Origin of the sequence: Dyella sp., assembly GCF_036568765.1 — a bacterium.
Taxonomy (GTDB): domain Bacteria; phylum Pseudomonadota; class Gammaproteobacteria; order Xanthomonadales; family Rhodanobacteraceae; genus GSA-30.
The window spans coordinates 1-13306 of record NZ_DATCRY010000021.1; the positions used below are offsets into that span (position 1 = coordinate 1).

The 13306-nt window shown below is 61.8% G+C and carries 12 protein-coding genes and 2 pseudogenes; 10 read left to right on the forward strand and 4 right to left on the reverse strand.

What is annotated here, in order from left to right:
* The 5 genes and pseudogenes from VIM98_RS01665 to VIM98_RS01685 form a co-directional block, all read left to right on the forward strand.
* A pseudogene (locus tag VIM98_RS01665) lies at positions 1-526 on the forward strand (hypothetical protein); the annotation flags it as partial.
* A 90-nt stretch (positions 527-616) separates the two neighbouring features.
* On the forward strand, positions 617-817 hold the full coding sequence (gene thiS / locus VIM98_RS01670) for a sulfur carrier protein ThiS (RefSeq protein WP_331991352.1): 201 nt from the start codon (positions 617-619) through the stop codon (positions 815-817).
* A 70-nt stretch (positions 818-887) separates the two neighbouring features.
* Complete coding sequence (locus VIM98_RS01675) at positions 888-1688, forward strand: thiazole synthase (protein ID WP_331991353.1); 801 nt, start codon at positions 888-890, stop codon at positions 1686-1688.
* 205 nt (positions 1689-1893) lie between these two features.
* Positions 1894-2592: a tRNA (guanosine(46)-N7)-methyltransferase TrmB gene (gene trmB, locus VIM98_RS01680; protein WP_331991354.1), complete on the forward strand. Its 699-nt coding sequence runs from the start codon at positions 1894-1896 to the stop codon at positions 2590-2592.
* A 241-nt stretch (positions 2593-2833) separates the two neighbouring features.
* Entirely contained in the window at positions 2834-4651 is a 1818-nt protein-coding gene (locus tag VIM98_RS01685; RefSeq protein ID WP_331991363.1) for an SLC13 family permease, read from the forward strand.
* An 89-nt stretch (positions 4652-4740) separates the two neighbouring features.
* On the opposite strand, the gene VIM98_RS01690 is transcribed toward VIM98_RS01685, so the two are convergent.
* Entirely contained in the window at positions 4741-5082 is a 342-nt protein-coding gene (locus tag VIM98_RS01690; RefSeq protein WP_331991355.1) for a Rieske (2Fe-2S) protein, read from the reverse strand.
* Positions 5083-5159: 77 nt separating this feature from the next.
* On the opposite strand from VIM98_RS01690, the gene VIM98_RS01695 reads away from it, so the two are divergent.
* The 5 genes from VIM98_RS01695 to VIM98_RS01715 all read left to right on the forward strand — a co-directional run bounded on the left by VIM98_RS01695 (position 5160) and on the right by VIM98_RS01715 (position 10850).
* Entirely contained in the window at positions 5160-5450 is a 291-nt protein-coding gene (locus tag VIM98_RS01695) for a hypothetical protein (RefSeq protein ID WP_331991356.1), read from the forward strand.
* Between the two features lie 69 nt (positions 5451-5519).
* Positions 5520-6398, forward strand: coding sequence for a methylated-DNA--[protein]-cysteine S-methyltransferase (locus tag VIM98_RS01700; RefSeq protein WP_331991357.1), 879 nt, complete (start codon positions 5520-5522; stop codon positions 6396-6398).
* A 178-nt stretch (positions 6399-6576) separates the two neighbouring features.
* Entirely contained in the window at positions 6577-7506 is a 930-nt protein-coding gene (gene yedA / locus VIM98_RS01705; protein WP_331991358.1) for a drug/metabolite exporter YedA, read from the forward strand.
* 98 nt (positions 7507-7604) lie between these two features.
* The gene (locus VIM98_RS01710) at positions 7605-9014 is read left to right on the forward strand and encodes a short-chain fatty acid transporter (protein WP_331991359.1); all 1410 of its coding nucleotides are present in this window, start codon (positions 7605-7607) and stop codon (positions 9012-9014) included.
* A 213-nt stretch (positions 9015-9227) separates the two neighbouring features.
* Positions 9228-10850 (forward strand): MASE1 domain-containing protein, encoded by a 1623-nt coding sequence (locus VIM98_RS01715; protein ID WP_331991360.1) that lies wholly within the window; start codon positions 9228-9230, stop codon positions 10848-10850.
* Here the strand turns inward: VIM98_RS01715 and VIM98_RS01720 are convergent.
* The 3 genes and pseudogenes from VIM98_RS01720 to VIM98_RS01730 all read right to left on the reverse strand — a co-directional run.
* Positions 10832-11275, reverse strand: coding sequence for a hypothetical protein (locus VIM98_RS01720; RefSeq protein ID WP_331991361.1), 444 nt, complete (start codon positions 11273-11275; stop codon positions 10832-10834). The two genes, VIM98_RS01715 and VIM98_RS01720, sit on opposite strands and share 19 nt — an antisense overlap.
* Before the next feature lie 498 nt (positions 11276-11773).
* Positions 11774-12901, reverse strand: coding sequence for a serine protease (locus VIM98_RS01725; RefSeq protein WP_331991362.1), 1128 nt, complete (start codon positions 12899-12901; stop codon positions 11774-11776).
* 198 nt (positions 12902-13099) lie between these two features.
* Positions 13100-13306: pseudogene (locus VIM98_RS01730) on the reverse strand (ABC transporter permease); the annotation flags it as partial.

The following is a 13306-nucleotide window of genomic DNA, read 5'->3' on the forward strand; positions in this document are numbered from 1 at the left end:
GGCACGTTTCGCCCGCCCCGCCGAGGCAGGGCAAGCTCAGGACCGCGGACAGGATCGCGGTGGATGGCGCAATCGGATCGAACCGGAGAACAACGCCAATCCTCGTCCTGGCGCGAGCTTCATCACCAATGCGCAGGAAGACCGAGCTCGTGCCGGAGGGCAGGCACCGGCGGTCGCGCCGCGCGAGCTGCCGAATGTGCCGCAGTTCAACCGTGCCGCGCCGCAACGCCAGGAAGCCGCGCCCGAAGCCAATCGTCCCATGCCGCAGCAGCGCTTCGAGCGGGACGACAACCGGCCGCGACCGAACTTCGACGCACCGCGATCGGAGCCGCAGCGAAACATGGAGCCGCCACGTCAAGAACCGCAACGGAACTTCGAGCGGCCGCAAGGCGGTTTCCAGCAGCCTGCACCGCAACAGCGCATCGAGCGGATGGCGCCGCCACAGCCCCTGCGCGAACAACCGCGCCAGGCGCCACAGGAGCACCGGGCGCCACCGCCCCGCAACGATCACGACGATCGTCACTGACCTCAGAAGCGCCCCGGCCCAGGCCGGGGCGCTGGCGTCAGGGGGTAGCCTAGCCGTGTCCGTCACGGCCGATAGGGCTACAATAGCGGGATGCAAATCATGCTCAACGGCAGTCCACGCGACTGCGCTCAAGCCATTACCGTCGCCCAGTTGTTGCAGGAAGCCGGTTACGGCGATCGCCGGGTGGCGGTCGAGGTCAACCGCGAGATCGTTCCGCGCAGCATGCACATTCGCTATGTACTCGGCGAAGGCGATCTGGTCGAGATCGTCCACGCCATCGGCGGCGGCTGAGCTCTTCGACTCCCGTAACTTTCCCCAAGCGGACCGGTACGCCGGCTGCCCGAATGCGCCTTCAAAGACCATGAATATCAAAACCGTCGACGCCGCTGACCCGCTGATCATTGCCGGCAAGAGCTACGCATCGCGCCTGCTCACCGGTACCGGCAAGTACAAGGATTTCGACGAGACTCGTCGCGCCTCGCAAGCGGCCGGCGCGCAGATCGTCACCGTGGCCATCCGCCGGGTGAATATCGGCCAGGAAGCCGGTCAGCCCAACTTGCTCGACGCACTGCCGCCCAGTGAGTTCACCCTGCTGCCGAATACGGCCGGCTGCTACAACGCCGCCGATGCGGTACGCACATGCAAGCTGGCACGTGAGCTGCTGGACGGTCACAAGCTGGTCAAGCTCGAAGTACTGGGCGATCAGCGCACGCTGTTCCCCGATGTGGTCGAGACGCTCAAAGCTGCCGAGCAATTGGTCGCGGACGGTTTCGACGTGATGGTCTACACCAGCGACGATCCGATCCTGGCCAAGCGGCTGGAGCAGATCGGCTGCGTCGCGGTGATGCCGCTGGCTGCGCCGATCGGCTCGGGCCTGGGCATCCAGAACCGCTACAACCTGCTCGAAATCATCGAGAACGCGCAGGTACCGATCATTGTCGATGCTGGTGTCGGTACTGCCTCCGATGCGGCCATCGCGATGGAACTAGGTTGCGACGGCGTGCTGATGAATACCGCTATCGCCGGCGCGCAAGATCCGGTGCTGATGGCCCATGCGATGAAGCTGGCTATCCAGGCCGGGCGTGCTGCGTTCAAGGCCGGGCGCATTCCGCGCAAGCGCTTCGCTTCGGCGTCGAGTCCGGTCGATGGGGTGATTGGCTGAGCTTTAGGGTAGGCGGCATTTTTAGGGGCGAGGGGCGAGTAGCGAGGGCGCATCCATGGGTGCTACCGCGACTCCCAGGCGCACAGCAGTACTACTGTGGATGTGAGCCAGCCCTGTCCATCGAACTTGCCCTGCTGTCCGCCTCCCACCCCGTGGCGCACCGTTACACTATGCGCCCTCGCTACTCACCCCTCGCCCCTGCCCCATGACCGACACCCCCGAACGCTTTCGCCGCATCCGCAGCTTCGTCCTGCGCGAGGGCCGCATGACGCCGGCGCAACAGCGCGCGTTCGACGACCACTGGGCGCGCTACGGCATCGACTACACCGGCCGGGCACAGGATTTTGCCGAGCGCTTCGGTCGCGCGGCCTCGCTGGTGCTGGAGATCGGCTTTGGCAACGGCGAAGCCCTGGCCTGGGCGAGCGAGCACGATCAGGCGCGCGATTTCATCGGAGTGGAGGTCCACGGTCCCGGCGTCGGACGCCTGATGAATGCGCTGGCCGCACGCGACGCCTCCAACGTACGGCTATACAAGCACGACGCGGTCGAAGTGCTGGAACACGAGATCGCACCGGGCACGCTGGCCGAAGCGCGTATCTGGTTTCCCGACCCCTGGCACAAGAAGCGCCACAACAAGCGCCGCATCGTCCAGCCGGATTTCGTCGCCCTGCTCGCCTCGCGCATGGCGCCGAACGGCCTGCTGCACCTGGCGACCGACTGGCAGGCCTATGCCGAGCACATGCTCGAGGTGATGGAGTCGGCACCGGATTGGCGCAACGATATCGGTCCCGGCCAATACGCCGAGAAGCCCGACTGGCGAATCGAGACGCACTTCGAGCGGCGCGGCTTGAAACTGGGGCACGGGGTGTGGGACTTGCTGTATCGGCGAGAGATGCCGGTTTAGAAGTGATTGAAGAGGAGTAGAGAGCGTCGCTGATCGAAGCCTCGCTTTTACTCGCTGCTCATTCCTCTTCACTCGTTCCCCTCGGTACTCCTGGATTCACCAGATCGCAGCCCTGCGCGCTTATACTCCCCGGGCAAACAGGGAAGCGTCGCTACGTGGGCCATCCAGTGCACAACCACCTCATTCTTGACAGGCCGTCGCGCAGAGGCGTCCGCTAGTGGGCCTGTCGCTCACCCCCGAAATGATCCTGGTGCTCGGGCTGGTGGGCTTCACCATGCTGATGCTGGTGCTGGAATGGATTCGCGCCGACATGGTGGCGCTGCTGGTCGTGGTGGTGATCGGCCTGACCGGCCTGATTCCTTCCGACCGTGTCTTCAATGGCTTCGCCGGCAACGCGGTGATCGCCATCATCGCGATCATGATCATGGGCGCCGGCCTGGATCGCGCGGGCGTGCTCGCCCTCACGGCCAACTTCGTCATGCGCATGGCCCGTGGCGTGGAGTCGCGTCTGGGCGTGGTGATCAACCTGGTCACGAGCTTGTTCAGCGCGGTCATCCCCAGCCAGGCCCTGGCCGCGCTGATGATCCCGGTCACCAGCCGGCTGGCCGCACGCACCGGCGTGCCGATCTCGCGCCTCTTGCTGCCGATGGCGTTTTGCATCCTGACCGCCACCAACACCACGCTGATCGCCAACTCGCCGTTGATCGTACTCAACGACCTGATTGCCAGCGCCAACGCCAACCTGCCCGCAGGCGCGCATACGATTCCGAAATTCGGCCTGTTCAGCGTGACACCGATCGGCCTGGTGCTAGCCCTGATCGGCGTGCTGTATTTCTACTTCTTCACACGCAAGCTGCTGCCCGAGCGCGAGGACGAACGCCTCAAGGTGACCCCCGGGCGCACCGAAAGCTACTTCGCCGAAACCTATGGCATCGTCGGTGAAACCGCCGAACTGACCGTCACGGCGGAAAGCCCGCTGGTCGGCATGAGCATCGGCGAGGTCGAACAGCTGTATGGCGCGCCGCTCATCCTGGCGATCAAGAGCGGTACCGAGGCGCGCATGGCGCCGCCGGCGGACCATGTCATCTGGGTCGGCTCGGTACTTGGCGTGCTGGGACCGCGCGAGCAGCTCAATCACTTCGCTAATAATCAGTTGTGCAAGCTTTCGCCGCGCATGCGCCAACTGGGCGAGCTGTTCAATCCGACCCGTGCCGGCATTTCCGAAGCGGTCATCCCACCGAGTTCGCGCTTTATCAAGCAGAGCGTCGGCGAATTACGACTGCGCAAGCGTTACGGCGTTTCCGTACTCGCCGTGAATCGCGGCGATCAGGTCTTTCGCGACGATCTACGCAGCGTCAGTCTGCGCGCCGGTGACAGCCTGGTGCTGCATTCGAGCTGGCGCGACCTGGCGCTGGCGGCCGAAGACCGCGATCTGGTTGTGGTTACCGATATCCCGAAGGAAGAGCAACGGCCTGGCAAGATCTGGCAAGCCGTCGGCTTCTTCGTGCTCGCCAAGTGTCTTGCGCTGTTCACCAACCTCGACCTGTCCGTCGCGATGATGACCGGCGCGGTCGGCATGCTGTTGACCGGCGTGCTCAACATGGACGAGGCCTACAAGGCGATCAACTGGAAGACCATCTTCGTCACCGCGTGCCTGATTCCACTGGGCTGGTCGATGGACGCTACCGGCACCGCGGCGTGGATCGCACAGGAAGTGCTGCAGCACCTGGGCAACGCCTCGCCCTGGGTCCTGCAGCTCTCGCTCGCCGTGCTGACCTTGCTGTTTTCGCAGGTCATGTCCAATGTCGGCGCTACCGTCATGATGGTGCCGATCGCTATCAGCGTGGCGGTTGCGACTGGCGGCAACCCGTCGGCGTATGCGCTGATCGTCGCGGTGTCCTCGTCCAACACCTTCCTGCTGAGCTCGGGGCATCCTGCGTTGATGATGATCGCCGGCCCCGGCGGCTATCGCGGAAAGGATTTCCTGCGCGTCGGTTTTCCCTTGACGCTGGTCGTGCTGGCGGTGACGCTGATCGCTATCAACTTGATGTTCCGCTGACAGGACGCCCGCGTGGAGAAGTAAGTGGAGAGAAGTGAGGAGTCAGAGAAAGCCGACTCTGCACTCACTCGTTTTCACTCGCCCCTGGATCACGCCAGCACCACATCCTCCCCGCTCACCGCGACGCTCACAGCACGCAACCGATCCCCACGGCAGGGACCGCCGATACACACGCCACTCTCGGCCTGGAAGCTCGCACCATGGGCGGCGCAGATCAACACACCGTCTTTCACCAGGAATTTACCCGGCGCCCAGTCCAGGCGCCTCCCCGCATGCGGGCATACGTTAAAGTAAGCGCGAACATCGTTACCGCGGCGTAGCAGGATGACATTGTCCAGCTCGTCATCGATGCGAATATCTACCGCGATCGCCTCGTTATCAGGGATATCGTCGAGCCGGCATAGAGCCTGCGCGGGTATGACTGGTTCCATCGGCACTTGCCTCTTGGGCTTTAAAGCCCCATCGTTACGCTCGTAAGTCGTTGATTTTACCATACGGATTTTTAACAATGCCGTTTTTCTCGCGCCTGCATTCGGTTTTCGGCCCGTCCCGCCGCCAGCGCCATCCGCTGGCACGCGCGTTGTCGCTGGTGATCGGTATCGCCGTATTGGGTGTGCTGCTGGTGTTCGGTCTCGTGGTGGCATCCGTGCTGCTGTTGGGCGGCGCTATGGTACTGGCGCTGCGCCAGTGGAACCGCGCCCGCAAGCCTGCTTCGGCAGCTGCGCCCACCCGCCAGCCGGAAGTGCTCGAGGGCGAATTCGTTGTCCTGCACCAGTCGCGCCACCACGCCGCGCGCTAAGAACAATATCCGGATAGTCCGTCCGGACCCTCGCCACTAGTCTGACGGCATTCGCTAAAGGATGCCGCCATGACCGCGCGTAGTTCGCAAACCGATACCGCCCTGGAACGCGCTCGCACGCTGATCGAGTCCGCCGACGAGGCCCCGAGCCTGCAACAGCTCGCCGATGCGGTGAAGCTGAGCCCGACGTATCTGCAACGCGCGTTTCGCCGCCGCTATGGCGTCAGCCCCGCCGAATACCACCGAGCGCGCCGCTTCGACCAGCTCAAGGCCGCCTTGCGCGAGGGCGCACAAGTGACCGCAGCAGTCTATGACGCCGGATTCGGCTCCGGCAGCCGAGTCTATGAACACAGCGACCGACTGTTCGGTATGACGCCAGCCAGCTATCGCGCGGGCGGTGCGGGCGCAGACATCCGTTACACCACCACCGCGACGCCGCTGGGCCGTCTGCTGGTGGCGACCACCACGCGCGGCATTTGCTCGGTCACGCTGGGTGAGAACGACACGGAGCTGGAATCGCGCCTGTCTGCGGAGTTTCCGCTGGCGACACGGGAGCGTGTCGACGAAGGCCGCGAGGAGTGGCTCGATGCGGTCATCGCACACATTGCCGGCGAGCTGGGTTGGCGCGATGCGACGGCTACGACCATGCCGCCGCTGGATGTCGCCGCTACGGCATTCCAGTGGCGTGTCTGGGAGGCCCTGACACGGATCCCTGCCGGTACTACCAAGAGTTATGGCGAACTGGCGCGCGAGTTGGGGTTGCCCGGTGGTGCGCGTGCCATCGGTCAGGCTTGCGGCAATAACCGTCTGGCGCTGATCGTGCCGTGTCACCGCGTGGTACGCGAAGACGGCAGTCTGGGCGGCTGGCGCTGGGGAGTGGACCGTAAGCGTGACTTGCTCGCGCGCGAGCAGCGGCGCATGAACGAAAGGCAGCGCAAGGCAGGCTGAGAGGAATACGGCAGCGACCCATGAAATGAGGCAGGCGGCTGTCGCGGCAGCATGTGCCAGGCAGGCTTGAGGCGGTTTCAAGCCTGCCTCGCATACGCTGCGATGGTGCCAGCGCCTTGCCCCAACTAGCGTAGGCAAACAGGTAAACTCTTACGGTCCCCGACTGATATGCGCCATCATGGCTAACGATTCGATCTCCTCCGCGGCCTCTCGCGGCGCTTTGGGTTGGTTTGCCGATACGCGCACGATGGTGCCGCTGGCGCTGTTTGCGCTTTACATCATTTGGGGTTCGACGTATTTAGGCATTCGCTTTGCGCTGGAAAGCTATCCGCCGTTCCTGCTTGCCGGCCTGCGCTTCCTGATCGCTGGCCTGCTATTGCTCGGCGTGCTGCGCCTGCGTGGCGTGGCGATGCCCACGCGCCGGCAATGGCGCAATGCGGCGGTCACCGGCGTGCTGCTACTAGGCTTCGGCAACGGTCTGGTGTGCTTTGCCGAGCAGCATGTCAGCTCGGGCATCGCAGCAGTGGCCGTAGCGTGCGTGCCGCTGTTTATCGCACTGTTTGCCGGTATGTACGGCGAATGGCCGTCGAAGATGGAAGTGATCGGCCTGGTCATCGGCTTTGTCGGCGTCGTGGTGCTCAACCTCGGCGGCAGCCTCTCCGGTTCGCCGCTCGGTGCGTTGACGCTAATTATCGCAGCGATCTGCTGGGCCTTCGGTTCGGCCTGGAGCCGCAAGCAGGATATGCCTGCCGGCCCCATGAACACGACGGCACAGATGCTCTGCGCCAGCCTCGCGCTATTGCTGACCGGCTTCCTCGCTGGCGAGAAATTTCCGAACCACCCTACCTTGCCCGCCACGCTCGCCCTGGCCTACCTGGTGGTATTCGGTTCCATTGTTGCCTTCAGCGCCTACCTCTATGTGCTCAGGCACGCACGGCCGGCGATCGCGAGCAGCTACGCCTACGTCAATCCGCCAGTGGCGGTGATCTTCGGCGCGCTGCTGGCCAGCGAAAGCGTACATGCACTGGATCTGCTGGGCATGGCGGTCATCCTGGTCGGCGTCGGCCTGATGACGCTATTCCGCCAGCGCGCCGCAGCCGGTAGATGACGCCGGCCGGTCCGCCATCCAGTGAGACCTAAGTCGGGTTGCTCCGCCTTTACGCAGCGGCGAACATCGCGTTTGCGCGTCATCACCGTGGAGTCCGCATGAAGACTCGAGAAGGCTTACTTGCCCGTGCCGCCCTGCGCAGTGCCGCCTGGTCGGAACGCTGGTTCCCGGACGCCTGGATCTTTGCTGCGCTGGGCGTGCTCATCGTCACTGTCGCCGTGCTGGCCTTCGGCGCTACGCCGCAAGTGACGGTGACCGCTTTCGGCGACGGCTTCTGGAGCCTGATTCCCTTCACCATGCAGATGGCTTTCGTGGTCATCGGTGGCTACGTGGTCGCGACCGCACCGGTGGTCGCACGCCTGATCGACTGGCTGGCGCGCGCGCCACGCAGCGGCCGTGCAGCAATCTGTTACGTAGGCTTGCTCAGCATGCTCGCCTCCCTGCTGTCGTGGGGCTTTTCGCTCGTGTTCGGAGGCCTGCTGGTACGTGCGCTGGCTCGACGGGAAGACCTGCGCATGGATTATCGAGCTGCGGGAGCAGCGGCTTATCTTGGGCTCGGCGCGGTGTGGGCCATGGGGCTGTCCTCATCGGCGGCGCAGTTGCAGGCCAACCCCGCGAGCATGCCGCCCGGGCTGTTGAAAATCACGGGCGTATTACCTTTCAGCCAGACCATCTTCCTCTGGCAGTCGCTGCTGCTGACTGGCGTACTTATCCTTGTCTCCTTGCTGATCTGCTGGTTCACCGCGCCTCCGGGTGACAGCGCGCGCACCGCGAAGGATTTCGGTATCGCGGAAGCCGACGCTCCGATATTGCCGCCGCGTACGCGCCCTGGCGAATGGCTCGAGTACAGCCCCTTGCTGTCGGTGTCGATCGCTTTGCTGGGCCTGGGCTGGTTGGGCTACGAATTCGCCAGCAAACCGGCGGTTATCGCCATTGCCAATCTCAATACGTATAACTTTCTCTTTCTCACCTTGGGCCTGCTCCTGCATTGGCGGCCACGCAGTTTCTTGAATGCGGTGGCACGCGCGGTGCCCAGCACTGCCGGCGTTCTGATCCAGTTCCCTCTCTACGGCGGCATTGCGCAGTTATTGACGCATGCGCCAGGCAGCAGCGGCGAAACGCTGGCACATCGTTTGTCCGATGTATTCGTAAATATCGCCTCGACCGATACATTTACGCTGGTCATGGGTGCCTATTCGGCCATTCTGGGCTTCTTCGTCCCATCCGGCGGCGGCAAGTGGCTGGTGGAGGCGCCGTATGTCATGCAGGCGGCTAACGACCTGCATGTACACCTCGGCTGGGCCGTGCAGGTATACAACGCCGCCGAAGCCTTGCCGAACCTGATCAATCCGTTCTGGATGTTGCCGCTGCTCGGCGTGCTTGGCCTGAAGGCACGCGATGTCGTCGGGTTTACCTTTATCCAGCTGCTGGTGCACGTTCCGCTCGTGCTCGCCTTGCTTTGGCTGCTTGGGCAAACCCTGCAATATGTGCCGCCAGCGATGCCTTAGTACCGGTACCATGGCGCTCCCGGCCGGGTCGTCGTGGCCCTCAGTGTGATGCGTGCCACAAAAGCCCACCACAAAGAAAAACCAATTCGCGGATAGCGCGCGTTGCTGTATTACTTTTCCTTGAAATCCCGTGCGAAGGATCGAACGAAAGCGTAGCGCGCTTCCGTATCGACATGGAGCATGTAGAGAGGAAAGCGAATGCAAGGAACATGGATGTCCACGTGGCCGCGGCACGCTATCGTAGCCTTCACTTACGCCATCGTTTACGGATTAGTAAGAACGCTCCCTTTCCCGTACTGGGCACTTTATTCCGGCATCAGGCTCGCCACACTCATCTTTGTGCCTAGACGTTACTGGCCCGCGTTGGCGATCGGCGAGTTTTTACCTCTGACCCATCTGGCGGCCACATGCGTCGACGAATTCGGACTGCTATGGGCCATCTTCATCGTGTTCCCGACGCCGATTCTGGCCGCCATGCCCATTGTCGCCTGGTGCATGGACAAGCACCGCATGCTCCCCTGCAACGGCAGCGTCCGCATGGGAGTTCTGCTGTTAACCATGACATCGGTTGCCGTGCTTTGGACGCTAATGAGCACCACGCGCCTGACAATTACCGAGCTTCCCGAAAACTTCGAGATCGATTACGGCTTGGTCATTGCCCAGTGGTCCATCAAGAACTTTCTCGGCGTGCTTGCCATCGTACCGCTCGCAATCATGATGCACGAAGTCTTGTCGTCGCCCTCGCCCGGCAAGCGGGTACAGGAATGGCTGGACAACCGCCTGCTGATAGAAACTGTCTTCCTGGTCATTCCGACGGTCAGCTTGCTGTTATGGGCAGCCACGCGGGTAACGTCGGAAGGCACGCTTCAAGTGTTACGCGTAGTGATGTTCCTGCCCGTAGTCTTTCACGCATTACGACACGGCTGGCATGGGGCAGCCGTAGGCGGAGCATTGACCAGCGTCGCAGAGGTCCTGACCATGGCTTCGCCCGACGATGTCGGGGCGCTGCAGGCCCAGGTATTTATCGCCTTTACGATTACCTCGATGTTGATGTTAGGTTCGCGCATTACCGCACTGAACCAGCAAGAGGCACATGAACGCGAACAAACGCATAACGCTTTGGCGTTGGCACGGAAAAACATCGCCGCGGGAGAAATGCGCCTGCAACTGGCCGCGGAGTTCCTGGACGAAGTCCGCGAGTCGATCCGCGTAGGCTATGAGCATATGGTGTGCAGAACGAGTCTTACCGCCTCCGAGGAAGACCGGCGGTGCGTAAGGCATGTCGCCATCGCGCAGGATCAGCTGTTTCGCCTCTCCGATGGCCTGTACCCTTCCGGATGGTGCGACACCGACTTACTGTCCGCCCTGCGACAAGGACCTTTTGCAAGGGCCTTGTCAGAAGCGGGGGTCCGCTACTGGTGCGATATCACGGGCAATCTCTCACAGCTTTCGTCGGGCTCGCATTTGACGCTCTATCGGCTTGTCGGCGAATGTGTCGCGCAGGCCTGCCGAGAGCTTCCCCCGACCGATGTCCGCGTGCGTTTGAGAGTGGGCGTCTTTCACGGCGAAACCTGGGTCGGTCTGCGTGTGCGCTCCTGGACCGAACCCGAATGGGTGACGGCCATTCGACTCACCGACGTACGCTTGCGATTAGGGGGAACGGGCCTGGACTGGGAAGCGGCGGAAGATCGGGTCCGCACATTTCAAGGACGAATGCGACAGATCGTGCTGCCAAGACAAGGACGCTCGATTCGCGCTACTTTGAAAGATTGGCTGCCGCCACAAGACATGTCTCGTAGCGGCAGCTTGCTGGCAGTTCAGTCTAGATCGGCTTGAATGGTGTCGTTACAAGTGACTGGATTGGTGCACTTGTCCGTAGCCCGCAGTTGCAAAGACCCATCGCCCTGATGCTGTGCGGTGATCTGAATGCGCTCGTCCCAATACACGCGCTCTTCGGGGATGGAGTGCCGCATGGCCTCCGCTGTCGATTCGGTCACGAACTTGCTACCCGATCCGACAGGCAATACCAGGAACAAGCCCTCGGCCGTTGCGACCGCGCCGTGAATATGACCGCTTCTGTCATTGATCTGGATAAAACGCACTCCATCTTTGTCAAACACGTAGACGTGGTAGTTGCTGCTTGCGCTCACATCGGGTGCATTGGGCCATGCCTGCCCCAGCCCGCTGACTGTCGGCTGCGCCGAAGCGATACCGGTGGCAAATACGCTCAAGGCGGCCAGATAACGTAGCGATTTCTTCATAAAGTCCCTTTTTGTTTTAGGTAGGGGAGCAACGAAAAGTTGATCCATGGGGCCGGATATCCAGCCATGAAGCGCGTATTCCTGTATTGAAATGGCACGGATCGATACCGTGACGGATACACCGACATACCTGGTAGCGACTCGGCGTTTCCATGCCGATGTGCTGCATCCCTTTTTTTGGAATCGCGCGACTCGATTTTATATCGACAATTACCTTGGCGACCACACGTCGTATCGTATTTATTGCGCCATGCTGCGACAGCCGTAGCAAACCGGTTCAAAGAAAGCTCAAATAGCCGCCTGTCAGTCTGACGCAGTGTCTTATTGAAAACTCGCGGACCCAACGACATGCGTTATGGCAATACAGGGCGATTGCATTCAGCGTCGGCAATCGCACTCTCATGCCTCTCCCCAACGAGCCAAGGGGAAAGGCGATTTATATGAGTGCAGAATGCCGGGTTTTGCAGCCATCCGTTGAATCCCGGCTGGACCGGCATATCAGGGACTGGTTTCCGGCACCGCCCCTTTCGCGAAATGCCCCTGAATCAACGGCCAGATTCGCTCGATCCGGTGACCTTGATTCTGGCGACCGACTGCGCTGTTGTGTAATACCACCACGCGTCCCGTATTCGCATCGATCACGGGAGAGCCGGAACTTCCGCCTTTCGTATCGCACTTGTATTGACCGCGTGACTTCGGCGTGCTCGTGATGGTGCAGCGAGTGCCATCATCGACAAAGATAGCCAGCTGCCTGGGCCGTCCGGCGCCGTGCTGCGGAATATAGATGACCCTGCCGGGTTCAAGAGGCCCTACGTCCAAGCCAAGATATCCAAATTCGGCGATACGCTGGAAGTCGGCATCGGCCACGGTAAAGAGCTGAAAATCAAGACCGCGATCGCCAATGAGGCGTTCCCCTCCGCGCACCTTGACGCCCCGGCGCGCGGCACCGCCCCCACATGGCGCCTGATAACCGAACCACAGCTCATAATCGCGTGCGTTGGCCGCGTTACCCATGACGTGATGATTTGTCATCATGCGGTTCTCGCCACTCACGCGCCAAGCCGTGCCAAGCCTGCCCTTGCTATAAGTGCGGGCAACAGCCAGCGAACGCCGATAAGCCGCCGGCTCGCTCACTTGATAACACTCCACCGGCCGCCGCTGATCTTCGCCGATGACTGCAAATGGCGCAGGCGACGCTTCCTGTTCGAACCCGACATCGATTTTGTCGATGCGTAAAGCATAATCGTCCCGAATTACCGAACCGTCCGCCGCCGTTACACGAACATCGATGGCGTCGGTGTCCATCGTCATGGCATAAAAACCATCGCCTCCGCTTTCGACGACATCTCTCGCAGCCACGTGCTGTGTTTCGCCATTGGCACCTTCGAGTACGATGGACGCGTCCCGAGGTAAGTCGCCGACCAAATGAACACGCAAAAATGGTGCGCCAGGGTACGCGAGTTCGACATGATTGCGGCCCGCATTCAGGCGATGGTCGACATCGACAACATCCGCCACCTGCACGGAGTCGTCCTCCGATGCCATAGCCAGGGATGGCGCAAAGGCCAAACTGAAGGCCAGCCCGAGCCCATGCAGTGGCCCACCGAGTCCTTTCGATACTTTCATGACATGTCTTTCCTCTTTCTCGCCAGCACATGCCGGCGAGAAGAGGCTAGACACCTATTGGAATATGGGCTGCCGGAAAAATCCCAAACATGTTGCTCGGCCCGCCATGTCTTTCAAGCCATCGACCGTAAGGCAGCTTCGCGAATCACAAAACGATATTGCAGTTATTGCACAACAAAAACGTAGTACCAAGCTTGCTTATAGCTCGCGTAGCGCGGTTGTCACCGGCAAGCGCGCCGCGCGCACCGCTGGAAAAAGGCCACCGATAAAACCGATCGCCAGCGCCCACTTGAGTCCCTGCCACAACAGATCGGGCGACACTTTGAAGGCAAACGTCAACTGACCCACCGTACCGCTGGCAAGCGTGGACGCGGTGTAGCCGTTGAAGATCAGCCAGGCAAGGAC